This window comes from Streptomyces sp. NPDC029041, assembly GCF_040637515.1.
Classification (GTDB): domain Bacteria; phylum Actinomycetota; class Actinomycetes; order Streptomycetales; family Streptomycetaceae; genus Streptomyces.
Genome location: NZ_JBEZWO010000001.1, coordinates 739700 through 764340 on the forward strand (window position 1 = coordinate 739700; position 24641 = coordinate 764340).

A 24641-nucleotide genomic window follows, 5' to 3' on the forward strand; every position below is an offset into this window, starting at 1 on the left:
GCACAGATGAATGAGCGTCAGACCGCCGACGTGAGGCGGGAGAAGGACCGGCCGTGGCTCATGCGCACCTACGCCGGTCACTCCACGGCCGAGGCGTCCAACGAGCTGTACCGGCGCAACCTCGCCAAGGGCCAGACAGGTCTGTCGGTGGCGTTCGACCTGCCGACGCAGACCGGCTACGACTCCGACCACATCCTCGCCCGCGGCGAGGTCGGCCGGGTCGGCGTGCCGATCGCGCACGTCGGTGACATGCGCCGGCTGTTCCAGGACATCCCCCTGGAGCAGATGAACACCTCGATGACGATCAACGCCACCGCCATGTGGCTGCTGGCGCTCTACCAGGTCGTCGCCGAGGAGCAGGGCGCCGACATCACCAAGCTCCAGGGCACGACCCAGAACGACATCGTCAAGGAGTACCTGTCCCGCGGGACGCACGTCTTCCCGCCGGGGCCGAGCCTCCGACTGACGACGGACATGATCGCGTACACGGTCTCCCACATCCCGAAGTGGAACCCGATCAACATCTGCAGCTACCACCTGCAGGAGGCGGGCGCCACACCGGTCCAGGAGATCGCGTACGCGATGTCCACCGCGATCGCCGTCCTCGACGCCGTGCGCGACTCCGGCCAGGTGCCGCAGGAGCGCATGGGCGATGTCGTGGCGCGCATCTCGTTCTTCGTGAACGCGGGCGTCCGCTTCATCGAGGAGATGTGCAAGATGCGGGCGTTCGGCCGCATCTGGGACCGCATCACCCGCGAGCGCTACGGCATCGAGAACCCCAAGCAACGCCGCTTCCGCTACGGCGTCCAGGTCAACTCCCTGGGCCTGACGGAGGCGCAGCCGGAGAACAACGTCCAGCGGATCGTCCTGGAGATGCTGGCCGTCACCCTCTCCAAGGACGCCCGCGCCCGTGCGGTGCAGCTGCCCGCCTGGAACGAGGCCCTGGGCCTGCCCCGCCCCTGGGACCAGCAGTGGTCGCTGCGCATCCAGCAGGTGCTGGCGTACGAGAGCGACCTGCTGGAGTACGAGGACATCTTCGAGGGCTCGAAGGTGATCGAGGCGAAGGTGGAGCAACTGGTCGAGGAGGCGTTCGCCGAGATCGAGCGCATCCAGGAGATGGGCGGCGCGATGGCGGCCGTCGAGTCCGGCTACCTCAAGTCGCAGCTCGTCGCCTCGCACGCCGAGCGCCGGGGCCGGATCGAGTCCGGCCAGGAGAAGATCATCGGCGTCAACGCCTTCGAGGGCACCGAGCCGAACCCGCTGACCGCCGATCTGGACACCGCGATCCAGACGGTGGACCCGGCGGTCGAGGCCCGGGTCATCGCCGCGCTCCAGCAATGGCGCGACAGCCGCTACCAGCCGCCCTTCAACCACCCGCGGCCCTGCAAGGCCCTGGAGCGGCTGAAGGAGGCCGCGCGCGGCAGCGAGAACCTCATGGAGGCCACGTTGGAGTGCGCCCGCGCCGGGGCGACGACCGGCGAGTGGGCCAGCGCCCTGCGCGAGGTCTTCGGCGAGTTCCGGGCACCCACGGGCGTCTCCTCGGCGCCGGTGGCCGTGCCCGTCGAGGAGGGCAGCGCGCTCGACCTGGTCCGCCGCAAGGTGGACCTCACGGCCAAGGACCTGGGCGTCGGCAAGCTGCGCTTCCTGGTCGGCAAGCCGGGCCTGGACGGTCACTCCAACGGTGCCGAGCAGATCGCGGTCCGTGCGCGCGACGCCGGCTTCGAGGTGGTCTACCAGGGCATCCGGCTGACACCGGAGCAGATCGTGGACGCGGCCCTGGCCGAGGACGTGCACGCGGTGGGCCTGTCGATCCTGTCCGGCTCCCACGCCCAGCTGGTCCCGGACGTCCTCGAACGGCTGCGTGTGGCCGGTGCCACAGATATACCCGTGATCGCCGGTGGCATCATCCCGAATGGTGACGCCGAGCAGCTCAGGCAAGCCGGAGTGGCCGCGGTCTTCACCCCGAAGGACTTCGACATCACCGGAATCATCGGCCGCATCGTCGACGAGATCCGGAAAGCGAACAAGCTCGACCCCCTGGAGGTCCCCGCATGACCACGGTCAACCGCCTTCGCCCCCGGCGTTCCTGCCTGGCGGTACCGGGCTCGAACCCGCGCTTCCTGGAGAAGGCCCAGGGCCTCCCGGCCGACCAGGTCTTCCTCGACCTGGAGGACGCGTGCGCCCCGCTCGCCAAGCCCGAGGCGCGGCACACCATCGTGAAGTTCCTGAACGAGGGCGACTGGACGGGCAAGACGCGGGTCGTGCGCGTCAACGACTGGACGACCGAGTGGACGTACCGCGACGTCGTCACGGTCGTGGAGGGCGCCGGCCAGAACCTCGACTGCATCATGCTGCCGAAGGTGCAGACGGCCCAGCAGATCGTCGCCCTGGACCTGCTGCTGACGCAGATCGAGAAGACGATGGGGTTCGAGGTCGGCAAGATCGGCATCGAGGCGCAGATCGAGAACGCGCAGGGCCTGAACAACGTCAACGAGATCGCGACGGCCTCCCAGCGCGTCGAGACGATCATCTTCGGCCCGGCCGACTTCATGGCGTCGATCAACATGAAGTCCCTGGTCGTGGGCGAGCAGCCGCCCGGCTACCCGGCGGACGCCTACCACTACATCCTGATGAAGATCCTGATGGCCGCCCGCGCCAACAACCTCCAGGCGATCGACGGTCCCTACCTGCAGATCCGCAACATCGACGGCTACCGCGAGGTCGCCCAGCGCGCCGCCGCGCTCGGCTTCGACGGCAAGTGGGTGCTGCACCCGGGCCAGGTCGAGGCGTCCAACGAGATCTTCTCGCCGTCGCAGGAGGACTACGACCACGCCGAGCTGATCCTGGACGCGTACGACTACTACACGTCCGAGGCGGGCGGCAAGAAGGGCTCGGCGATGCTCGGCGACGAGATGATCGACGAGGCCAGCCGCAAGATGGCCCTGGTCATCTCCGGCAAGGGCCGCGCCGCCGGCATGCAGCGCACCAGCAAGTTCGAGATTCCGGAGGGCTGAGCGCGATGCAGTTCGGGCGCACCTACGAGGAGTTCGAGGTCGGGGCGACGTACAAGCACTGGCCGGGCAAGACGGTCACGGAGTACGACGACCACCTGTTCTGTCTTCTCACCATGAACCACCACCCGCTCCACATGGACACGAACTATGCGGAGAAGACGACGGACTTCGGCAAGAACGTCGTCGTCGGGAACTACATCTACTCGCTGCTGCTCGGCATGTCCGTGCCGGACATCTCCGGCAAGGCCATCGCCAACCTGGAGATCGAGTCGCTCAAGCACGTGGCGCCGACCTTCCACGGTGACACGATCTACGGCCAGACGACCGTGCTCAACAAGTGGCCGTCGAAGTCGAAGAACGACCGCGGCATCGTCTACGTCGAGACCAAGGGCTACAAGCAGGACGGCACGCTGGTCTGCGTGTTCCGCCGCAAGGTGATGGTGCCGACCGAGACGTACATCAAGGAGCGCGGCGGCGAGCAGCCCGGCCGCCCCGAGCTCAGGGAGCAGGAGAAGTAGCCATGGCGCGACTCGCCCAGACCGCCGGTCTGACGGACGTCCAGCAGGAGATCCTGTCCACCGTCCGGGACTTCGTGGACAAGGAGATCATTCCGGTCGCCACGGAGCTGGAGCACCGCGACGAGTACCCGCAAGCGATCGTCGACGGGCTGAAGGAGTTGGGCCTGTTCGGCCTGATGATCCCGGAGGAGTACGGGGGCCTGGGCGAATCGCTCCTCACCTACGCCCTCTGCGTCGAGGAGATCGCCCGCGGCTGGATGTCGGTGTCCGGCATCATCAACACCCACTTCATCGTGGCGTACATGCTCAAGCAGCACGGCACGCAGGAGCAGAAGGACCACTTCCTGCCGAGGATGGCCGCCGGTGACATCCGGGGCGCCTTCTCGATGTCGGAGCCGGGCCTCGGCTCGGACGTGTCGGCGATCACGTCGAAGGCGGTGAAGGACGGCGAGGAGTACGTCCTCAACGGCCAGAAGATGTGGCTGACGAACGGCGGAACGTCGTCGCTGGTGGCCGTTCTGGTCAAAAGTGACGAAGGTCACCCCGAGGGTACGGCGCCCCACAAGTCGATGACCACCTTCCTGGTCGAGAAGGAGCCCGGCTTCGGCGAGGTGCGTCCCGGCCTCACCATTCCCGGCAAGATCGACAAGATGGGTTACAAGGGCGTCGACACCACCGAACTCATCATGGATGGCCTGCGGATTCCTGCGGATCGTGTGCTCGGCGGGGTCACCGGCCGTGGTTTCTACCAGATGATGGACGGGGTCGAGGTCGGCCGCGTGAACGTGGCGGCGCGTGGCTGCGGCGTCGCTCAGCGTGCGTTCGAGCTGGGCGTCCAGTACGCGCAGCAGCGCCACACCTTCGGCAAGCCGATCGCCCAGCACCAGGCGATCCAGTTCAAGCTGGCCGAGATGGCTACCAAGGTCGAGGCCGCCCATGCGATGATGGTGAACGCAGCACGCAAAAAGGACTCCGGGGAGCGAAACGACCTGGAAGCAGGGATGGCGAAGTACCTCGCCTCCGAGTACTGCAAGGAGGTCGTCGAAGACGCCTTCCGGATCCACGGCGGCTACGGCTTCTCCAAGGAGTACGAGATCGAGCGCCTCTACCGTGAGGCTCCGATGCTGCTCATCGGTGAAGGTACCGCCGAGATCCAGAAAATGATCATCGGCAGGCGGCTGCTCGAAGAGTATCGGTTCCAGGGCTAGATGTCCGGATACGGGGTGTTTTCTTGGAGAAGAAGATCACACCCCGTCAGCACTCTTCTGCCGCCGACTCGGCTGCCTGGCTTACCCAGTTAGGGCCCCGAGCCGCTACGATCGCCGGAAAGCCGCCGTCCCCCGTCAGTGTGCGGCATCATCCGCTACGAAGGTCATCCATGCCCCACAGCCAAACCTCTGCACCTCGCGACAGCCGGGCCGGCGTACGCCTCGCGCGCGGAGCATCGCCGTGGCTCCTTCCGACCGTCGCCACCGCAGCCCTCAGCCTGGCACGGGCCCGGCGCTCCGGCGCCGCCAAGGCCGTCGCCGTTCCCGCCACCGCGCTCGCGGCGGGGATGCTGTGGTTCTTCCGCGACCCCGAGCGCGAGATCACCCAGGGCCGGGTCATCTCGCCCGCCGACGGTGTGGTGCAGAGCATCATGCCGTGGAAGGACGGCCGCACCCGCGTCGCGATCTTCATGAGCCCGCTCAACGTGCACGTCAACCGCGCGCCGCTGGCCGGCACGGTGACGTCGGTCGAGCACATCCCCGGTGGCTTCGTTCCCGCCTTCAACAAGGAGAGCGAGAACAACGAGCGTGTCGTCTGGCACTTCGACACCGAGCTCGGCGACATCGAGATGATCCAGATCGCCGGCGCGGTCGCCCGTCGCATCGTCCCCTACCTGCCCGAGGGCACGAAGGTCGAGCAGGGTGAGCGGATCGGCCTGATCCGCTTCGGTTCGCGGGTCGACCTCTACCTGCCCGAGGGCGTGGAGGTCGCGGTCGAGGTCGGCCAGAAGACCGTGGCGGGGGTGACTCGCATTGACCGTGATTGATCCTGACACCAAGGCCGGCTGGGTCCCGGAGTCCGACGGGGTCGACGAGGAAGAGGAGATGCCCCTCTCTCTTCGCCTGTCGATAGCGGACACCCTGACGCTCGGCAACGCCACGTGCGGCTTCATGGCGGTGTACTTCACCACCACCGGCATCCTGATCCCGGACCTCATGGGCAGCCAGGAGTCCGGCATGGCGCGCAACAGCGCGGCCACGGCGGTCATCCTGATGCTGTGCGCGGCGGTCTTCGACCTGTTCGACGGCCTGGTGGCGCGCAAGCTGCGCTCCTCCCCCATGGGCGCCGAGCTGGACAACCTGTCCGACCTGATCAGCTTCGGCCTGGCGCCGGCGTACTTCGTCCTCGTCTACGGCATGGTGGCCGAGGGCGCGTACCAGCGGGTCGCGGCGGTCGGGGCGATCGTGGTGCTGCTGGCGGTGGTGCTGCGGCTTGCCCGGTTCTCGTGCGTCACGGTCAAGGACGGCACCTTCCAGGGCATGCCGTCACCGTTCGGCGCGCTGACCGTCGTGTCCATCGTGTTGCTGGAGCTGCCCTTCGTGGCGACCCTGCTGGCGATCCTGGGGACGGCGTGGCTGATGGTGAGCCGCGTGGAGTACCCGAAGCCGCGGGGCCGGCTCGCCGTGGCGATGCTGTCGTGGATCGTGCTGGGCATGGGCATGATGGCCGCCTGGGCGTTCGACGCGCCGAGCGGCCAGCTGCTGCTCCAGACGGGCTGTGCGCTCCAGCTGGTCATGGGGGCGGTGATCCCGCTGTTCGCGACGGCCCGTCGGGTGAACAACTTCCGCGACAACCGCCGCGAGGCGCGGGCGGCGCAGCTGCCCTGATCTCGTCTCCGCACTGACGGGTGTGGCCCGGGCCTTCGAGGCCCGGGCCACACCCGTTTCTCGTTCAAGGGATGCCCTTCTTGCCCTTGACTGGTCAACTACCGTTGCTCGAGGTCGATTTGCGCAGAAAATCCGGGAAGAGGAGGGTGGGAAGAGGGGATTGAATCCACTTGCTCCCACTTTCGCCACGGGAGGCGGCCATGCCCGCACCCATCCTCAAAGAGCACAAAGTCACACTTGAGTCCAAGATCCCCGCGAACGCCGGCGACACGGTGACCCTGCCTGTACGGGAGTACGACGGCACCAAGCCGAACCAACCGCACCAGCCGGTACTGATGCTGCACGGCAGGAGCGTGCCGGCGCTGGCGGGGTTCGACCTCGCGCCGGTGCCCGGCGGGCCCGCCACCCGGTACAGCTGGGCACAGGAACTCGCGGACGACGGCTACGACGTCTTCATCATGGACCTGCAGGGCTCGGGCCGGTCGCCGCGCCCGAGAATGGACGACCCGTGCAACGCCAACCCGGCCCAGCAGCCGGTCCTCGTCCCCAATCCCCTCCAGGCGCCCTGCCCTCCCCCTCCGCCGTACCCGCGCCAGCTGGGCAACTCGGAGAGCGAGTGGGCGGAGCTGGACGCCGTGGTCGCGTACATCAGAGGCCTGCCTGACCGGAAGAAGCCGATCCGCTTCATCGCCTGGTCCCTGGGCGCGGCCATCATGGGCGCCTACACCCTCCAGCACCCCGGCAACGTCGAAAGCCTGCTGCTGCTCGCCCCGGTCTTCCCGCCCAGGGGACGGTGGTCGGACAAGCCCGACGACCCGTTCGGCCGCCCGGCCGAGGCCCAGACGCTGCCGATGTCGAAACCGGCCGTCACCTGGGGCTTCCCGATGTTCGTCGGCACCAGGACGGGCTTCAGGACCGGGCTGGACGGCAACCCGGACCTGCGCGAGCCCGGCGTCGTGGACCTCGCCTGGGAGGCCTGCATGCACAGCGACCCCGTCGGCAGCAAATGGGGCCCCGAGGTCGCCCCGGGCGAGTACGAGGGCATCCTCCGGTACCGGAACACGTACTGGTGGGGCTGGAACAACCAGACGGTGCCGCACGAGAACCCGGCCGGCACGCCCGTGCTCGGGGAACGGATTCCCGTCCTCATCGTCTACGGGGAACTGGACCGGGCCGCCAACAGCCCGGCCACCTTCCCCGACCCCATCCGTTTCTCCGTGCCGGACCTGTACAAGGCCGTCAAGGGACCCCGCAAGCTGATGTTCTGCCTCGAGGGTGCGGGCCACTCGCTGGTGTGGGAGATCACCGCCAAGACGGTGCACCACATGTCGAAGCAGTGGTTCAAGAACGGCAAGGTGGAGGGCCAGAGCTCCGGCAGCTTCTTCCGGGACTCCAACGGCGTGCTGATCCCCCTGCCGTGACGGTTCAGGTCAGGAAGTCCCGCGCGATCCGCTCCGCCACCCGCTCCAGGATCGGGCCCGCTTCCGCGATGCACTTGTCGACGTCCGGTTCCGCGTCCGTCAGGGGGTAGGCCCGGCGGATACCGGCGTGGCCCAGGGTCTGGGGCGGCAGGGCCAGGCGGCCGCAGACCGCCACCACGTCCTTGTCCGCGGCCCGGGCCGCCGCGGCCACACCCGCCGGGGCCTTGCCGTGCAGGGTCTGCTCGTCGAGGGAACCCTCACCGGTGATGACCAGGTCGGCACGCTCCAGAGCGGAGGCGAAGCCCAGGACGTCGAGCATGACCTCGATCCCGGGACGGAACCGGGCGCCCAGCAGCAGGGCGCCGTAGCCGATGCCGCCCGCCGCGCCCGCACCCGGCGATGCCGCGTACTCGGCGGCCTTGGAACCGGCCGGCCCCTGGAGCACCTGCGCGAAGTGCGCGAGGGCGGCGTCCAGTGCCGCCACGTCGTCGGGCGAGGCGCCCTTCTGCGGGCCGTAGACCGCGGGGGCGCCCTTCGGGCCGGTCAGCGGGTTGTCGACGTCGCTCGCGAGGACCAGCTCGATCTCGGCGAGGCGCGGGTCGAGTCGCGACAGATCGGCGGTGGCCAGCCCGGCGAGTCCGCCGCCGCCCGGGGGCACCGGCTCCCCGTCGGCGTCCAGGAACCGGGCGCCCAGCGCCGACAGCATCCCGGCGCCGCCGTCGGTGGTGGCGCTGCCGCCGACCCCGAAGACGATCGTGCGGGCACCCTCGTCCAGCGCGGCCCGCAGCAGCTCGCCGGAGCCGTAGGTGGACGCCGCGAGCGGGGCGAAGACGCCCGCGGGCAACCGTTGCAGCCCGCTCGCCTCGGCCATCTCCACGACCGCGGTGCCCTCCCGCAGCGCGAAGGCCGCCGTCACCTCGTCGCCGAGGGGCCCGGCGACCCGTACCTCCCGGCGCTCGAATCCGGCCGCGACGGCCGCGGCCACGGTCCCGTCGCCGCCGTCGGCCACGGGCAGCGCCTCGACCTCGAGGTCCGGCAGGACACGGCGCAACCCGGCCGTCACCCGCTCGGCGACCTCCACGGCCGTCAGCGACCCCTTGAACTTGTCCGCGGCGACGAGCACCCGCTGTGCCTTCCGGGTGCCGCTCACTGCAGCGTCCGCCACTTGCACTCCCCTTGCTCTCCGGGCCCTCACGCACGTCAGGGCCAGTCGCGCCGCTGTGACCTTAGCCGGAGGAACCCTCGCCCGTCAGCCTTTGCCCAACCCATGGACCGACGCGTCAGGGGCGCGGGGAACTGCGCGAACAGCCACCGAGGACCGGCAGGCCCCAACGCGCCGCAAGCCCCCTCCCGAAACGGGTAGACCACAACCATGACCCTCGTTGACACCGGAACGGCGCTCTCCGACCGCATCCTCGGCGGCTGGACCGGCCGCATCGCGGGAAACATGCTCGGCAAGCCGGTCGAACAGGGCGAGGTGTGGACCCGCGACCGCATCGACCGCTACCTCGGACAGGCCGCGGCCCTGCCGCTGACCGACTACCTGCCCGAGCCGATCAGCGAACACGACGGCTTCGCGCTCCGCCCCGAGTGGCGCAGCTGCGTCCGCGGCCGCATCCACGGCAGCTGCCGGGACGACGACGTCGACTACGCGATCCTCGGCCTCGACCTGCTGGAGACCCACGGCTTCGGCTTCACCACCGAGCAGGTCGGCGAGCTGTGGCTGCTGCGGCTGCCGTACCTGCAGACGTTCACCGCCGAGCGGGCCGCGTACCGCAACCTCGCGAGCGGGCTCAAGCCGCCGCTGACGGCGACCTACGACAACCCCTACCAGGAGTGGATCGGCGCCCTCATCCGGGCCGATGTCTTCGGCTGGACCTGCCCGGGCGTCCCGCGCCGCGCCGCGCTGCTCGCCCGGCGGGACGCGGTGCTGTCGCACACCGGCAACGGGGTGTACGGCGCCATGTGGGCGGCGGCGCTGATCGCGGCGGCGTTCACGGCGCCCACCGTGCGGCACGCCGTCGAGGAGGCCCTGGCCGTGATCCCGGCCAGCAGCCGGCTCGCCCGCGCGGTACGCCGGGTGGTCGCTCTGCACGACACCCGGATGTCCTGGGAGGACACGCTCAGCACGCTCGCCGAGGAGACCGCCGGGATGGGCTGGATCCACTCCGTGCCGAACGCGGCCGTCCTCACCGCCGGCCTGCTCTACGGCGACGGTGACTTCACCCGGACCATCACGCTCACGGTCCGCGGCGGTCTGGACACCGACTCCAACGGCGCGACCGCGGGTTCGGTGGCCGGCGTGTTCGGCGGGGCCGCGGCCATCCCGGACCAGTGGAAGGCGCCGCTGGAGGACACGGTCCGCAGCGCGGTGTTCGGCTTCGACGGGGTACGGATCAGCGAGCTGGCGCAGCGGACGCTGCGGCTGGCGGACCCGGAGGCCTGACCGGACCGAACCGGCCAATCCCGGGCACGTACGGCGGTCGGCCCGGCCTTCCACTTCGAGGCCCGGGCGTCATGACCGCTCAGTATCGGAAACCATCTCGGAGATCGGCAGGCCGTTCCGCTTGGAAAAGCTCCCCTCCGGCTGATTCCGGCCACTCGGTCGCGAGCCGCCGAGACCGATCAAACCCGATCGTAAAGTGATCTGACCATCGGACCTTCCGATCGTTTCCAGTCATTCGGCCCGCGCCTCCGCGCCCTCGCGCCTGACAGAAAGCGTCTGCTTGTCATGTCTCGTTTTAGAACCGCTGTCCGCGCCGCCGCCTCCGTGTCCGTTCTGACCGCCGCCGTCCTCACCGCCCCCCAGGCCGTCGCCGCCGAGCAGTCCGCGCCCGCCGCCGCGGCGGCCAACGTGTGCGGTACCGGTTACACCCTGCGCAAGGCGATCCCACTGCCCCTCGGTACCGACCCCAGCGAGCGTCTGGCCACCCTCTTCGCCTACGAGAACGGCGGCAAGGGCTGCGTCATCCTCGACAACAACGTCGGCCAGGCCCGGTACATGTTCGTGCAGGTCTGCAAGGTCGGCGGCACCTCCTGCGACAAGGACTCGGGCAACTTCAGCGAGTACGCCGGACCGGTGTACGTCTCCGGCTTCGCCTGCGCCCCGGTGACCGCCAAGATGGGTACTTCGTCCAGCAGCCTCTACATCAACTACAAGTCCGACTACGTCTTCCCCTGCGGCTGATCCGGCGCCCGGTGGTTACCCTGCACCGATGACCAGTTCTCCTGATTACGCCGCCTACATCGCGTCCCTGCCCCGCGTCCTGGCCGGCGCCGCCGTGCTGTTCCGGGACGACGAGGGCCGTGTGCTGCTCGTCGAGCCCAACTACCGGGAGGGCTGGACGCTGCCCGGCGGCACCGTCGAGTCCGACGACGGCGAGACCCCGCGGCAGGGTGCGCGGCGCGAGACGGCCGAGGAGATCGGTCTCGACCGTGAGCTCGGCCGGCTGCTGACGGTGGACTGGGTGCAGGGCGCGGGCCGTCCGCCGCTGGTGGCGTACGTGTACGACGGTGGGGTGCTGAGCGAGGACGAGTTCAAAGCGATCCGCCTGCAGGAGGAGGAGCTGCTGTCCTGGCGGCTGGTGGCGCGTGAGGAGCTGACCGAGTACCTGTCAGTGGGCCACAGCGGTCGCGTCCTGGCCGCCCTCGACGTCCTGGCGGAGGGGTCGGGGACGGCGGAGCTGGAGAACGGCAGGCGGGTGTACTGACAGGACGGCCGCTCACCCCTCGGCGTCCCGTTCGATATCCGCTCGCCGCCGCCCCGTGGACCGGCCTACCCTCGGCGGCATGGCCAAACCCCTCGTCGCCCTGCTCACCGGTGCCGGCATCAGCACGGATTCGGGGATCCCGGACTACCGCGGGCCGAACGGGCTGTGGCGGCGCGATCCCGAGGCCGAGAAGCTCGTCACGTACGAGTACTACATGGCCGATGCCGAGATCCGCCGCCGCTCCTGGCTGATGCGGCGCGAGACCGGGGCGCTGCGGGCCGAGCCCAACGCCGCGCACCGGGCGGTGGCGGAGCTGGAACGGTCCGGGGCGCCGGTGCGCGTCATCACGCAGAACGTGGACGGGCTGCACCAGCTCGCCGGGATGCCCGCCCGCAAGGTGCTCGAACTGCATGGCACGGCACGCAGTGTCGTCTGCACCGGCTGCCACGCGCGCGGCCCGATGGCGGACGCGCTCGCCCGCGTGGAGGCAGGCGAGGACGATCCGCCCTGCCGGCAGTGCGGCGGGATCCTCAAGCCCGACACGGTGATGTTCGGCGAACGGCTCGACCCGGTCGTCCTCGGCGAGGCGGCCGCCGTCAGCAAGGCCTGTGACGTCTTCGTCGCCGTCGGCTCGAGCCTCCAGGTGCAGCCCGCGGCCGGACTCGCCGGTGTCGCCGCCGACCACGGAGCCCGTCTGCTCATCGTCAACGCCGAACCGACCCCGTACGACGACCGTGCCGACGAGATCGTCCGCGACCCCATCGGCACGGCATTGCCGAGACTGCTGAAGCAGTTCGCGGAACACGACGGATCCTGATGCTCCGGTCTGCGTGGCCCCACCCCACTCCGGCTACGGTGACTGAGCCTCATGGATGCAGCGCCAGATGGTCACGTATCCGGCCCACGCAGACACTCCATTGGCGTGTGAATCCCGCGTGCGCCTCCAACCGGTCCCAGACCTCCTGGAGCCCGGCCGTGACCACTGCACCGGGCATCCACAGGTGGGCCAGTTCGAGAATCAGCGGTGCCAGCTTCTCCGCCGCCGATGTTTCGCCACGATCTGTGCCGGTTCGCTCGGCAGCCGACGTCACCGTGGTGAGCAACCAGTCGTGGAAGGCCAAGTCCTCGCACAAGGTACTCAGTCGCTCCGGTGACGCGTCGGCCGACGGGGGAATCACGAGCCGGAAGGCGCGCACCCTGTCGTCGATGAGTGCGAATGCCCCCTGGAAGCCCGGCGAGCCGTGATCCACGATAGCCGACCAGCGCAGCCGGGTGCGCCGGGTGCGCAGAGGCGGACGCTGGTTCAGCAGCCGGGACGCCTGGAGCCGGACGAGCAGCGAGGTATTGGCCGCGTTCATGTCCAGGGTGCCGAAGGCGTCTGACTCCGCGAAGCTCCTCGCCAGGTCCGCGCGATCTCCGCGGCCGTTCACCTCGACCACGCCGGGCTGTGTCAGATGGTGGCCCCAGTGCATGCGGCGGCCGTTCCCCGCACGGACGACGGCTCGTGTCGAGGACTGGACGACACGGCCACCCACCACACGACCTCGCACTCGCAGTGTGCCGGTTCCGCGCAGGGGACCGCCCGCACCGGGTTCAAGGGAGCGGTCCAGGCCGTGCAGGAGATCAGGGGACACCGAGCGGCGCACGGGGCGCTCGTGGGAGCGCACGCGCTCGCCCGCTGCGACGTTCAGCAGCTCGGCTGCCACTGACGCAGGGAGAGCCGCACGGTTCATCAGCAGTCCCGTGCAGACCTCTCCCACCATGAACAGGGACGGGTGCGGCCTGCTGCTGGTCGGTCGGGTCATGTCTCGCCGACCTGCCCGTCCGGTACTCCGCCGGCGTAGTCCATGTCTCCGTGTGAGGCCCCGTCCGAAGGGATGAAGGCATACATGACACGTTCGGCAAGGCCCGGGGGCACGAACACGCTCTCCCGTTCACCACGCTCGGCAGCCTGGGCCAACGCATCAGGGTCCGCAACCGTGTGATCGAGGATCACTCTCACGGCATGCTCGACCGGGAGGAAGCGGCTGCCCAGCACCGAGAACGTGCGGTAGGCGCAGAACGGAGCCGCGTTCTGATCGAGTTTCACCAGTGGCGGCATGGAGTCCCACTCGTCAGGAATGGTCCCGTCGGGCCAGGTGCGGGCCGGGACGACTGCCGCACCGTGGTGCCTGAGCAGGCCGAGTCTGAGCATTTGCCACACGGCTCCCAAGAAGGGGCACGACCACCGGCGAGTGCCCCCAGGACCGTCGGTCCAGAGCTCCGCGTCGAGGAAGACCGAGTGGCGCCGGGCGGCCCCGAACTCGAGCGGCGGTTGCCACGCGGGGACGGGGGACATCGCTTGGGACGTGCCCCGATACGGGGAACGTGTGCCGTTCGGCAGCCAGCCGGACTGGGTGACGGGCGGCCGTCCGCCCTCGGTGTCCATGGATGGCGGGGCGACCAGTCGGGCAAGGAGCAGCGCGGCGACGTCGACCCCCTCGGCGGTGGCGCATCCGGACTCCCGCGCGATGTAGTCGACACGCAGTCCGGCCCGGGCCGCTGCTCCGGTCACCCGAGGGATGACCTCGGCGGGTGAGGAGGAGCGCGAGAAGTAGTCGTCGATCAGCAGGCATGTGCTGACACGCAGCTTCGCAGGGTCAATGCGCCCGGCGAGAGCGCGGGTCGCGGTCTCGGCCCATGGCGCCACCTGGGTGAAGTGGGCACGCAGCTTTTCCGGCCCGGCGGCGAGGTCTTCCAGGTACAAGTGGCCGAGTTCCAGGGAAAGGTGTGAGTAGGGGACGGCCTGCGTCGGTGACTTGGCCGGCCCTTCACCGTAGGACCAGTCCGCTTCCTGCCCGACGGGGTCTGCGTCTCCTCCCCGGCCGGTCATCCGAACGCCCATGTCCGGCTGTCCTTAAGAGCATGGGCGAGATTCGTGAAGGCTCGCACGGTCTCCTCGGCGGCCCCTGGCGAAACAGCGGTGTCCTCGTCGGTGATCACCCGTTCCTGCCACAGCAGCACGGGATCCAGCGGCACCGGCCCGATCAGGACCTCGTGATCCGGATGCAGTGGTGCCGTCATTGCCTTCAGCTCGGCATCCCTGGCCTTTCGCCAGGCCCCGTACTCGGAGTCCCGCGAGCCGCTCTTCGCGGCGTCGAGAGGGGGAACAGCGGTCGGCACGTACCGGAGTCGCCCCGAGAACCCTGTCTCGTCGTGCCCGTACTGGACACCGGTCCGCAGGATGCCGCAGTCACCGTGCACAAGGTCCACCGCACCCTCGACGTGCTGCCTGGTCCAGCGATGGAAGACGAGCCATCGTGTCGGGACGTGCCGTAGTTCCTGTCGCGCCGTGGCCCGCAGGCTGACGTCCAGGGCGTAGGACCGGCCGGCTCGCAGATCGACGATGGTCACATCGAACTCCTCCTCCAAGGTGAGCAGCAGTTCTGCACAGCGTTTCGTCTCGGTGCCGCCGACCGGGAAATCTCCGCCTCCCCGGTCCCCCGGCACAAGACAGAGCCGACCACGGTGCACGTGACCCTCACGCAGGGCAGCGCGTTGCGAGAGTGACCACACATCGAGGCGAGTCGGCTCGGCGATACGCCCCTGAAGAAACGAGTGCAGGCCGCCGGCCCGCACACCACGTGCGGCCGCACCGGAAGCGAAGACGGCGGCGGCCGTCGGGGATCCGAAGTCGAAGTCCACGTACGCGACGTCATCTCCTCCCAGGGCCAGGCGATAGGCGATGTTGGCGCACGTGACCGAGCGACCGGTGCCGCCTTGGTCGGAGGTAGCAAAAACGATCACCGGCTCTCGGTCTCCCCGTCGTCCCGTGGCCGTTTCGGAAGCCGGATCAACTACTTGACGTACCCGTGCACAAGGATCATGCCGCTATACCCGTCCCTGAGTGGTTCGGGTCCCACACCGAACCGGTAGAACTCCATTCCGTTCCCCAGCCCCCACATTTCCTCCCGGAGGTTCACCAGATCGATACCGAATGCCGGAAAACGGCGACCTCCGACCTCGTAGCCCTTGGAGTTCTCCATGAATGTCATCACGAACGGAGCTCCCGGCTTCAGCAGGGAACAGAACTTCGCCAGAGCCGTGGTGAATTCATTCCGGAATGTCGTGATCGACTCTGCGACGAAGAACATGGTCCCCAGATCCCACCTCCTGTCCGGTACGGAGCCGAAGATGTCCCACCTCTGCACAGACGCGGCCTGAGACAGCCGGTCGCGGGGCCGGTCGATCACACGGTAGGCCTCGTGCTCGGCCAGGACCTGCCAGAAACCGTCCCAGTTGCCGGAGTAGCCGCGCAGCTGACCCGTCAACCACCTTCTGTTTGCCTTCGAGATCTCGAGCAGGCTGATCCGGCCGCAGAACGGAAGCATGGAAAGCGCTGGATACAGGTTGGTCCCGGTGCCCACGTCCACACCCCAGGCATCCGCGTCGAAGGCCTGAGCGCACAGGAACTCGCGGACGATCTCCAGGATTCGCCGGTCCTCGTCGTGCAGATCGGCGTAGTTGTGTGCCAGGTAATCCTGCGCGTCGAACGCGTCCCAGTCGTACGCGAGGTTCCCAGCCATGCGTCTCCCTGGGGCAGGGGTGCCCGAAATGACCGAAGTACTGCCAACTCACCTGCACTGGTGCTACTTTACGGAGATCTGCGCCATACTCGCGAGCGAGGATCAGGCTGTCGCCTCATCCAGCACAATTCTGCATACCCGAGCTCTTTGCACAACACCGTCATGTACCACGCGGCACCACACCGAATCGGATGGCATGGGGGATGAGGGATGTCCAGCAGGAGCAGCAGAGGAGGAGCGGGAAGCGACGCGGCCGGAGCGGCGCGCGCCTGGCTAATTCTGGTACTGGGGATCGTGACCACCGGCTTCGGTGTCTCCTTCGCCGCGGCCACCGAGCAGGACGGGAAGATCTCCCTGCTCAACCAGGAGATCTCCGGTGTCCTCACCGCCGTCGGCGGCGGGATCGTGGGCGCGGTGATCAGCATCCTTGTCACAAGGGCCTCGAACCAGGAGACGCTGCAGCGCATGACGCACGTACTGGAGCACTCACTCACCAGCAGTCTGCGGTCGGACAATGCGCGACTGACTCCGGTACGGCACCTGTGGCACCACTACTTCATCACCACCGTGCGAGGCAAGAACGTCTGGCGCTATGAGCAGTACCCTTTCGACCTCAGTGCCAACGTCGGTTCCCTAGCCGTGGAGATCGACGTGGAATCGGACATGGGGCTCGTCAACAAGTACTTGGTGGAGGCATTCGTACGGCATGAGCGGCTGACCATCATCAGCCACAAGGCGCGCGACGAATCCAATGTCTTCGTCGAGGTGTACCCGCAGTTCGGCGGAGAGCTCTCCGAGTATTTCGGCATCGGCTTCGTGAGGACGTGGGACTCCACCAACATCGTCACCAAGGTCGTCCTCAGTCGCCTGCCCCTCGTGTCCAGCTCGATTGGGACACTCAGCGATTCCGACTGCGCGGAGTTGGAGCGGATCTGGGAGCTGGGCTTCGGGCGCCAGAACGAGGTGCTGCCGAACTGTACGTGAGCCTTCTCCCGGGTGGTCGGTCTGCGCCTTCGAACCGAGCCCCCTGCCTAGAAAAGCGCCGCCCCGCGTTCGAAGTCCAGCAGGCGCTGCTTGCGCTCCAGGCCGCCGCCGTACCCGGTCAGGCTGCCGTTCGCGCCGATCACGCGGTGGCAGGGAACGATGATGCCGATCGGGTTGCGGCCGTTGGCGAGGCCGACCGCGCGGGAGGCGGCGGGGGCTCCGAGGGCGTCGGCGAGCTGACCGTAGGTGCGGGTCTCGCCGTAGGGGATGCGGCACAGCTCGTCCCACACGGTGCGCTGGAACGCGGTGCCGTTCATGCGCAGGGGGACGGTGAACGCCTCGAGGTCGCCCGCGAAATAGGCCTTCAGCTGCTCCTCCGCCTCCGCGAAGAGGGTGTCGTCGCGGGTGCCGAAGGTCTCCTCCGCCGGGCGGTGGCGTTGGCCGGTCATGTACAGGCCGCACAGGACACCGTCGTCGGCGACGAGGGTGAGGGGGCCGTACGGGCTGTCGGTCACGGTGTGCTGCTTCATCGAACGTCCCTATACCGGAAGGAAGTTGATCGGGTGGCTGTCGGTCGCCCAGAGGTACTGGACCGCGTAGGCCCGCCAGGGGCGCCAGGCCGCCGCGCGGGCGGTGAGGGCGGCCGGGGTGGACGGCAGACCCAGGTCGCGGGCGGCGCGGCGGATGCCGAGGTCGGTGGGCAGGAATGCGTCGGGGTCACCGAGGGCGCGCATGGCGATGACGTCCGCCGTCCAGGGCCCGAATCCGGGCAGGGCGAGGAGTTCGGCGCGGGTGCGCGGCCAGTCGCTCTCGACGCCCAGGTGGAGGTCGCCGTCGGCGAGCCGGCCGACCAGGGTGGTGAAGGTGGTGCGGCGGGTGCGCGGCATCGCCAGCGTCCCGGGGTCCAGCACCGCGAGGGACTCGGGGGACGGGAAGAGGTGGGTGAGGCCGCCCTCGGGGTCCTCGACCGGTTCGCCGTACGCGGTGACCAGGCGGGCCGCGTGGGTGCGGGCGGCGGCGGTGGAGACCTGCTGCCCGAGCACGGCCCGGACGGCGAACTCGGCCTCGTCGACCGTGCGCGGCACCCGGCGTCCGGGCGCCTTGTCCACCAGGGGCGCGAGGACCGGGTCCGTGCGGAGCTGGTCGTCGATCGCGACGGGGTCGGCGTCCAGGTCGAGCAGACGGCGGCAGCGGCTGATGGCGACGGTCAGATCGCGCAGGTCGCTGAGGGTCAGGCGGCAGGCGATGTGGTCGGGGTTCGGGGTGAGGGCCACGATGCCGTGGCCGTACGGCAGGCGCAGGGTGCGGCGATAGGAACCGTCGCGCCACTCCTCCACGCCGGGTACGGCCGTCGCGGCGAGGTGGCCGAAGAGGTTGTCGGGGTTCAGCGGTGCGCGGAACGGCAGCCGCAGCGACAGGGCGCCGGGGGTGCTCGCGCCCTGCCGTTTGGGGGCGCGGGTGCGCAGCTCGCTCGGGGACAGGGCGAAGACCTCGCGGACCGTGTCGTTGAAGGTCCGGATCGAGGCGAAGCCGGCGGCGAAGGCGACCTGCGCCATGGGCAGGGTGGTCGTCTCGACGAGCAGCCGGGCCGTCTGGGCGCGCTGGGCGCGGGCGAGCGCGAGGGGGCCCGCGCCCAGCTCGGCGAGGAGCTGGCGTTCGACCTGGCGGGTGCTGTAGCCGAGGCGGCCGGCGAGGCCGGGCACGCCGTCGCGGTCCACGACGCCGTCGGCGATCAGCCGCATGGCGCGGGCCACGAGGTCGGCTCGCTGGTTCCACTCCGGGGAGCCGGGGCTGGTGTCGGGCCGGCAGCGCTTGCAGGCCCGGAACCCGGCCTGCTGACAGGCCGCCGCACTGGGGTGGAAGACCATGTTCTCCGGTTTGGGCGGAACCACCGGGCAGCTGGGACGGCAGTAGATGCCGGTGGTCAGGACGGCCGTGAAGAACCAGCCGTCGAAGCGCGCGTCCTTGGACCGGACGGCGCGCACGCAGCGCTCGGTGTCGGTGTGCATCCCCTTCTGCATGGGTCCAGCATCCGGCACCGGGTGGCGCGGGGCTGGCGAGAATCCGACATCGTGGTGCCGGGCCCGGCCGCCGGACGGGGACAGATGAAGATTCATTCATGTGTTCGTGCGGGGCCGGTACGATGACGGCATGGGTCATGGAGCCGTCACTCCCGCGCAGGACGCCGCCGAGCGCGTACGCCTGGACGCGGACAACGTCGCGAAGGTCGCCACCACGCTCCAGGCCCTGTCCACGCCCTCCCGGCTGCTCATCCTCGCGCGGCTGCGCGAAGGCCCGCTGCCGGCCACGGAGTTGGCCGCCGAGGTGGGCATGGAACAGTCGGCCTGCTCCCACCAGCTGCGGCTGCTGCGCAATCTGGGCCTGGTCGTGGGCGAGCGGCAGGGCCGTTCGGTGGTCTACGCGCTGCACGACCACCATGTCGCCGAGCTGCTCGACCAGGCCGTCTACCACGTGGAGCATCTGCGGCTCGGCATCAGCGACGCCGCCGACTGAGGCGGCGCCGCCGGCCCGGCGTCGGTTCCGGTGCCGCGACCGGCAGCATGCGTCCCGTCGCGGCGTCCGGCCCTAGTCGGTGGCGGTCCGCCGTCGCGAGGCCTCCATCGCCTCGCTCACCCGCGTCAGCGGACGCAGCCGGTAGGTGTACGCGTAGTCGCGGTCGGCGAGCAGCTTGAACTCGGCGTGCGTGTGCGCGCCCCAGCTGTCGTCGCCGCCCACGCCCATCTGGCGGTGGTTCACCCGCAGGATCACGGCGTCCCGCGGGGTGAGCTGGTAGTCGTGGCGCGCTCCGACGGACAGGTCCTCGGGCGTGAAGTGCGAGGCGTTGACCTCCACCAGCGGCTCACCGCTCACGAGCAGTCCGCGTCCTCGGCCGTCGGTCAGCGCGGCCCAGCGGACGTCGGTCTTGTTGCCGTTCTCCTGGGGGCGCAGGTAAGGGGTCCACTGCCCGGAGACGGTGCCGGAGTACACGCCGACGTCGGTGGCGTTGTTGCGGTCCCACATGTTCTCCTCGGGACCCCGGCCGTAGTAGTGCAGCCGGTCCAGGCTCCGCGGCAGGAACAGCAGGGTGCCGACCTCCGGGATGTACGGCAGGTTCGCCGCCCCCGGGTGCACGGTGTTGTCGACCTTGATCTCGCCGTTGCCGAAGACCGTGTAGGTCGTGCTGTACGTGGACTGCGTCCCGGTGGGCAGCGTGCCGGTGACGGTGACCTCGACGGCCCGGTCGGCCAGGGGCCGCACGCGTACGTCGGACACCTTCCGCTTCGCTCCGGCGTCGCGCCAGGTCTGGTTGCGGGTGTGCTGGCCGTTGCCGCGGTCGTTGTCGGTGGGCGCGCGCCAGAAGTTCGGAACGGGTCCGGAGGTGAGGAGACGGGTGCCGCCCGCCTCGTAGGAGGTGATGGTTCCGGTGGCCTTGTCGACGGTGACGGAGAAACCCTTGCCCTTGACGGTGACGGCCTTGTCCCCGTCGGTGTGGCTCAGGGCGGGGACGCTCCGCAGGGGCGCGGGCCGCACGGCCGGGCTGTCCGTGTCGAGGGCGAGTTGCTGCTTGGCCACCTCGAAGCCGGCCTTCGCCCACGGGGTGGCCTCCCTCGTGGTGAAGGAGAGCTGGAGGAAGTACTCGGTGCCGGGCTCGGGCCCGGCCGGGATCCGCACCGGGACCTTGATGTCCTTGCTGCTCAGCGGCGCCACGTCCAGCTGGTCGCGGGTCAGCCGGCCACGCTGGACGACCTCGCCGTCGGCGACCAGGGACCAACGCCCCTCGAACTCACGGAGGTTGGTGAACAGGTACTCGTTGGTGAGGGTGACGGCACCGGGGCCGCCCGAGGCCGGTGTGGCGTTGACGGCCTGGTAGATCTGCTTGACCTCGGCGGACTTGCCGGTGAGGGTGCGGTCGGGCAGGACGATGCCGTCGCCGGCGAAGGCGCCGTCGTTGGGGTTGTCGCCCCAGTCGCCGCCGTAGGCGTAGAAGGTCTTGTCGCGCGGGCGCTTCTCGGTGAACCCGGCGGTGGCGGCGTCGAACCAGAAGCGCACGCCCTCGTCGTCGGGCCTGCGGGTGTCCGAGGCGAGCTCCGCGGCGCTCAGGGCGCGTGCGTACACACGGGCCCGGCGGATGGTGCCGCTGAACTCCCGGGTCGGGTTGTCGACGTCGGTGGCGAGCGAGAGGGGGGCGGTGTTGTCGGCGGGGCGGCGGGCGGTGGTCCTGGTGCCGCGCACCTGGCCGTCGACGTACAGGGTCAGCGTGCCCGCGTCCGCGTCGAAGACGCCGGCGATGTGGTGTTCCCTGCCGGTCCAGCCCTCGGGCAGCGGCCAGCTCGCGGTGACCCACTGGCCGCCGCCGTGGATGAAGAACTCCAGGTTCTTGTCGCTCTGCTTGAGGGCGTACTGGGTGTCGCCCTTGGCGATGACGGGCTGGTGGCCGCCGGTGACGTCCGGGGTGACCCAGGCCTCCAGGGTCAGGGAGCCGGTGAGGTCGAGGCGGGTGTCGCGGGGGAAGACGGTGCCCCCGGAGACGCCCTTGGCGCGGTCGAAGGTGCCGGCGGGTGCCATGACCTCGCCCCGCAGCGCGCCCGGGCCGGACTCGGTCAGCAGCTTGCGGGTGGGGGTGGGCCAGCGCAGGGCCTGGTCGACGAAGTCCCAGATCCAGCCACCCTGGAGGACGTCGTAGCGGCGGACGATGTCCCAGTACTTCTTGAAGTTGCCGTTGGAGTTGCCCATGCCGTGGGAGTACTCGATCATCACGTACGGCCGGGTGTCGCTCGTGTCCTTGGCGCGCTGCTCGACCCGCTGCGGGCTGTCGTACATCTCGGAGCGGATGTCGCTGATGCCCGGGCGGTCGTCGCCCTCGTACTGGATGACGCGGGTGGGGTCGTAGGAGCGGATCCAGTCGTGCATGGCGTTGAAGGTCGTGCCGCCGCCGGCCTCGTTGCCGAGGGACCAGATGACCACCGAGGCGTGGTTCTTGTCGCGGTGGACCATGTTCTGGGCGCGGACCACGCACGCCTCGGTCCACTCCGGGTGGCCGCTGCCGGGGAACTTGTCGCGGATGCCGTGGGTCTCCAGGTTGGTCTCGTCGACGAGGTACAGGCCGTACTCGTCGGCGAGTTCGAGCCACAGGGGGTTGTTCGGGTAGTGCGAGGTGCGGACGCTGTTGATGTTGAGGCGCTTGATGATCCCGATGTCCTCGACCATCTGCGCGCGGGTGAGCGCCGAGCCGGTGACGGGGTGCATCTCGTGCCGGTTGGTGCCGCGGAAGGAGACCGGCTTGCCGTTGATGCGCATCAGGCCGTCCTTCAGCGCGAACTCGCGGAAGCCGACACGGTGCGAGAGGGTCTCGACCACCTTGCCGGCCGGGTCGCGCAGGCGGAGCACGGCGGTGTAGAGGTTCGGGTGCTCGGCCGACCACAGCCTGGGCGACGGGACGGCCCTCGACGCCTCGGCGGTCGCCTCGTCGCCGTCGGGGACGTCGACGGTGCGGTTCAGGGGACGGGACCAGACGGCGTGGCCGCGCGCGTCGTAGAGCTGGGTCTCGACGGTGTAGCGGCCCGCGCCCTCGCCGCCGTAGTCGCGGACCTGCGCGGTGACCTTGAGCTCGGCGGAGGTGTAGTCGTCGCCCAGCGGGGTGTCCAGGCGGAAGTCGCGCACGTGCACGCTGGGCGTGGAGAACAGGTGGACCGAGCGGAAGATGCCGCTCAGCCGGATCATGTCCTGGTCCTCCAGCCACTCCGCGTCGGAGTAGCGGTACACCTCGACGGCGATCTGGTTGGTGCCCGGCTTGAGATGAGGGGTGATGTCGTACTCGGCGGAGGTGTAGGAGTCCTCGTGGTAGCCCGCCAGCTTGCCGTTGATCCACACGTAGTGGGCGGACTTGACACCCTCGAAGTGCAGGAAGGTGCGCCGGCCCTTCCAGGTGCGGGGCACGGTGAACGTACGGCGGTACTGGCCGACGGGGTTGTAGCGGGTCGGGGCGGCGGGCGGCTGGGCGTTCTCGCCGCCGCCGTTGGGGCCCCACCAGGGGTAGGTGATGTTGACGTAGATCGGGAAGTCGTAGCCGTGCAGCTGCCAGGCCGAGGGCACGGGGATGGTGTCCCAGCCGGAGTCGTCGACATCGGTGCCGTAGAAGTCCGGGTCGCGGTCGTCGGGGCGGTCCGCGTAGGCGAACTTCCAGGTGCCGTCGAGGCTCAGCCGGTACGGCGAGCGCTCGCGGTCGCCCTTCAGGGCCTGCCCGAGGTCCGCGTAGGGCATGAGGGTGGTGTGCGGTGGCTCGGTGCCCACCCGGTACACGCTCAGGCCGTCGTTCCACTCCGGAGGGCCGTCCGCCGCCGGGCGCCGGCCGGCCGCGTAGGAGGCGGTGGGCGACGCCGAGAGGGCGAGGGCGCCGAGCACGGCGGCTCCTCCCTCCAGCAGACGACGGCGGCTGACGACGGGCCGGTCGGCGGGGGACGGGTGCGGGGGGTGCGGCATGAACGTGGCCTTCCTCGGTTCGACAGGTGCGGTGCTGCACGGACTGAGGGCACGTCAGATGCGACTCTCAACTGCGCACCCGTGGTGGGTGTTTCTGTTGATTCGCTTGGCAACTGACGGTGACAGAGCAACTGCTGAGCAGGCACACCCTAGGACTCGCACACATTCGAAGCAATGACCGCGTCGGACTTTGTGCGGTCCTGATGACTCAGGCCGCGAGGAAGGCGAGCAGCTCGCTCGTCAGGCGGGCGGGCGCGTCCAGCGGGACGAGATGTCCGGCGTCGGGAACGGGTACCAGCCGCGCACCCGGGATCAGATCGGCGAGTTCCCGCCCCTTGGCGAAGGGGATCCAGGTGTCCTCGGTGCCCCAGCACACGGTGACGGGCAGATCGATCGTCGGGTAGAGCGGCTGGATCTCGTCGGTGTAGCGCTGGTCGGCCTGCGCGATCTGCCGGTAGAAGGCCGCCTGCCCCTCCTCCCCCGTCCAGGGCCCGACCAGGGCGTCCAGCGTGGCGGGGCGCAGGCCGGGGTGGCTCGCGGAGGTGACGTACTCGCGCACCAGGGCCTCGTGCAGCGCCGCCGGGAGCTGCTCGAAGACCTGACTGTGCTCCCCGACCAGGCGGAAGAAGGGCGAGCCCCAGGGCTTCAGGGCCACCGGGTCGACCAGGGCGAGCCGCCGGTAGCGGGCCCCGTGCAGCAGGTGGGCGCGCAGTGCCACGCACCCGCCGAAGTCGTGCGCGATCACGGACGGCTCCCGCAGGCCCCAGCGCGCCAGCAGCTCGGTGAGGATCCGGCCCTGCGCGGCCAGTGAGACGTCCTGGCCGGCGTGCTTGCCGGAGCTGCCGTAGCCGGCCATGTCCCAGACGTACACGTGGTGCCCGACGGCGGCGAGGGCGGGTGCGATCTCGTGCCACACGTACGACGAGAAGGGCGTCCCGTGCAGCAGCACGACCGGCTCTCCGCCGGGATCGCCCCACCGGTCCCAGCGCACCGTCCCCGACCCTGTGCGCAGGCTCTCCCGCAGCGTCCAGTCCTGCACGGTGCCGCTCACTCCCTTCGCGGGTGGTGACCCG

The 24641-nt window shown here is 69.6% G+C and carries 22 protein-coding genes; 13 read left to right on the forward strand and 9 right to left on the reverse strand.

All coding sequences use genetic code 11. The annotated features are described in order from the left end of the window. Positions 1–6: 6 nt before the first annotated feature. The 7 genes from AB0F04_RS03225 to AB0F04_RS03255 all read left to right on the forward strand — a co-directional run bounded on the left by AB0F04_RS03225 (position 7) and on the right by AB0F04_RS03255 (position 7829). Entirely contained in the window at positions 7–2055 is a 2049-nt protein-coding gene (locus tag AB0F04_RS03225; protein WP_362037145.1) for a protein meaA, read from the forward strand. Further along, positions 2052–3014 carry a CoA ester lyase gene (locus AB0F04_RS03230; protein WP_362037147.1) on the forward strand — a complete coding sequence of 321 codons (963 nt, stop codon included), beginning with the start codon at positions 2052–2054 and terminating at the stop codon, positions 3012–3014. The genes AB0F04_RS03225 and AB0F04_RS03230 overlap by 4 nt, the downstream gene beginning before the upstream one ends. A gap of 5 nt (positions 3015–3019) precedes the next feature. Next, positions 3020–3532, forward strand: coding sequence for a MaoC family dehydratase (locus AB0F04_RS03235; RefSeq protein ID WP_362037149.1), 513 nt, complete (start codon positions 3020–3022; stop codon positions 3530–3532). Positions 3533–3534: 2 nt separating this feature from the next. Further along, positions 3535–4740: an acyl-CoA dehydrogenase family protein gene (locus tag AB0F04_RS03240; RefSeq protein ID WP_362037151.1), complete on the forward strand. Its 1206-nt coding sequence runs from the start codon at positions 3535–3537 to the stop codon at positions 4738–4740. 170 nt (positions 4741–4910) lie between these two features. Next, on the forward strand, positions 4911–5567 hold the full coding sequence (locus AB0F04_RS03245) for a phosphatidylserine decarboxylase (RefSeq protein WP_053671161.1): 657 nt from the start codon (positions 4911–4913) through the stop codon (positions 5565–5567). Positions 5568–5625: 58 nt separating this feature from the next. Continuing rightward, positions 5626–6408: a CDP-diacylglycerol--serine O-phosphatidyltransferase gene (pssA, locus tag AB0F04_RS03250; protein WP_053671175.1), complete on the forward strand. Its 783-nt coding sequence runs from the start codon at positions 5626–5628 to the stop codon at positions 6406–6408. A gap of 200 nt (positions 6409–6608) precedes the next feature. Then, positions 6609–7829, forward strand: a complete 1221-nt coding sequence (locus AB0F04_RS03255) for an alpha/beta fold hydrolase (RefSeq protein WP_362037154.1) — start codon at positions 6609–6611, stop codon at positions 7827–7829. A 4-nt stretch (positions 7830–7833) separates the two neighbouring features. Here AB0F04_RS03255 and AB0F04_RS03260 read toward each other — a convergent pair whose 3' ends face one another. Next, complete coding sequence (locus AB0F04_RS03260; protein WP_362037345.1) at positions 7834–8952, reverse strand: glycerate kinase; 1119 nt, start codon at positions 8950–8952, stop codon at positions 7834–7836. Between the two features lie 249 nt (positions 8953–9201). Here AB0F04_RS03260 and AB0F04_RS03265 point away from each other — a divergent pair, with 249 nt between their 5' ends. From AB0F04_RS03265 to AB0F04_RS03280, 4 genes are all read left to right on the forward strand, one after another. After that, positions 9202–10275, forward strand: a complete 1074-nt coding sequence (locus AB0F04_RS03265; protein WP_362037156.1) for an ADP-ribosylglycohydrolase family protein — start codon at positions 9202–9204, stop codon at positions 10273–10275. A 324-nt stretch (positions 10276–10599) separates the two neighbouring features. Then, a complete protein-coding gene (locus tag AB0F04_RS03270; protein ID WP_362037158.1) occupies positions 10600–11016 on the forward strand; it encodes a hypothetical protein in 417 nt (138 codons plus the stop codon). A 28-nt stretch (positions 11017–11044) separates the two neighbouring features. Beyond that, on the forward strand, positions 11045–11539 hold the full coding sequence (locus AB0F04_RS03275; protein WP_362037160.1) for an NUDIX hydrolase: 495 nt from the start codon (positions 11045–11047) through the stop codon (positions 11537–11539). Between the two features lie 79 nt (positions 11540–11618). Further along, on the forward strand, positions 11619–12356 hold the full coding sequence (locus AB0F04_RS03280; protein WP_362037163.1) for a Sir2 family NAD-dependent protein deacetylase: 738 nt from the start codon (positions 11619–11621) through the stop codon (positions 12354–12356). Positions 12357–12405: 49 nt separating this feature from the next. Here AB0F04_RS03280 and AB0F04_RS03285 read toward each other — a convergent pair whose 3' ends face one another. From AB0F04_RS03285 to AB0F04_RS03300, 4 genes are read right to left on the reverse strand one after another with little or no spacing between them, the layout of a single operon-like run. Further along, the gene (locus AB0F04_RS03285; protein WP_362037165.1) at positions 12406–13344 is read right to left on the reverse strand and encodes an SCO2521 family protein; all 939 of its coding nucleotides are present in this window, start codon (positions 13342–13344) and stop codon (positions 12406–12408) included. After that, on the reverse strand, positions 13341–14423 hold the full coding sequence (locus AB0F04_RS03290; protein WP_362037167.1) for an SCO2522 family protein: 1083 nt from the start codon (positions 14421–14423) through the stop codon (positions 13341–13343). The genes AB0F04_RS03285 and AB0F04_RS03290 overlap by 4 nt, the downstream gene beginning before the upstream one ends. Next, positions 14408–15325 (reverse strand): SCO2523 family variant P-loop protein, encoded by a 918-nt coding sequence (locus tag AB0F04_RS03295; RefSeq protein ID WP_362037169.1) that lies wholly within the window; start codon positions 15323–15325, stop codon positions 14408–14410. The genes AB0F04_RS03290 and AB0F04_RS03295 overlap by 16 nt, the downstream gene beginning before the upstream one ends. A gap of 50 nt (positions 15326–15375) precedes the next feature. Next, on the reverse strand, positions 15376–16104 hold the full coding sequence (locus AB0F04_RS03300; RefSeq protein WP_362037171.1) for an SCO2525 family SAM-dependent methyltransferase: 729 nt from the start codon (positions 16102–16104) through the stop codon (positions 15376–15378). Positions 16105–16398: 294 nt separating this feature from the next. Between AB0F04_RS03300 and AB0F04_RS03305 the strand changes: the two genes are divergently transcribed. Then, entirely contained in the window at positions 16399–17088 is a 690-nt protein-coding gene (locus AB0F04_RS03305; RefSeq protein ID WP_362037173.1) for a hypothetical protein, read from the forward strand. Between the two features lie 47 nt (positions 17089–17135). Here the strand turns inward: AB0F04_RS03305 and AB0F04_RS03310 are convergent, their stop codons facing one another. Next, positions 17136–17618, reverse strand: a complete 483-nt coding sequence (locus AB0F04_RS03310) for a methylated-DNA--[protein]-cysteine S-methyltransferase (RefSeq protein ID WP_362037176.1) — start codon at positions 17616–17618, stop codon at positions 17136–17138. Positions 17619–17627: 9 nt separating this feature from the next. Continuing rightward, positions 17628–19109, reverse strand: coding sequence for an AlkA N-terminal domain-containing protein (locus AB0F04_RS03315; RefSeq protein WP_362037178.1), 1482 nt, complete (start codon positions 19107–19109; stop codon positions 17628–17630). Between the two features lie 130 nt (positions 19110–19239). On the opposite strand from AB0F04_RS03315, the gene AB0F04_RS03320 reads away from it, so the two are divergent. Further along, positions 19240–19602 (forward strand): metalloregulator ArsR/SmtB family transcription factor, encoded by a 363-nt coding sequence (locus AB0F04_RS03320; RefSeq protein ID WP_053671172.1) that lies wholly within the window; start codon positions 19240–19242, stop codon positions 19600–19602. A 72-nt stretch (positions 19603–19674) separates the two neighbouring features. Here AB0F04_RS03320 and AB0F04_RS03325 read toward each other — a convergent pair whose 3' ends face one another. Beyond that, entirely contained in the window at positions 19675–23568 is a 3894-nt protein-coding gene (locus AB0F04_RS03325; RefSeq protein ID WP_362037181.1) for a glycoside hydrolase family 2 TIM barrel-domain containing protein, read from the reverse strand. A 208-nt stretch (positions 23569–23776) separates the two neighbouring features. Further along, positions 23777–24607: an alpha/beta hydrolase gene (locus tag AB0F04_RS03330; RefSeq protein WP_362037183.1), complete on the reverse strand. Its 831-nt coding sequence runs from the start codon at positions 24605–24607 to the stop codon at positions 23777–23779. Positions 24608–24641: the final 34 nt, after the last annotated feature.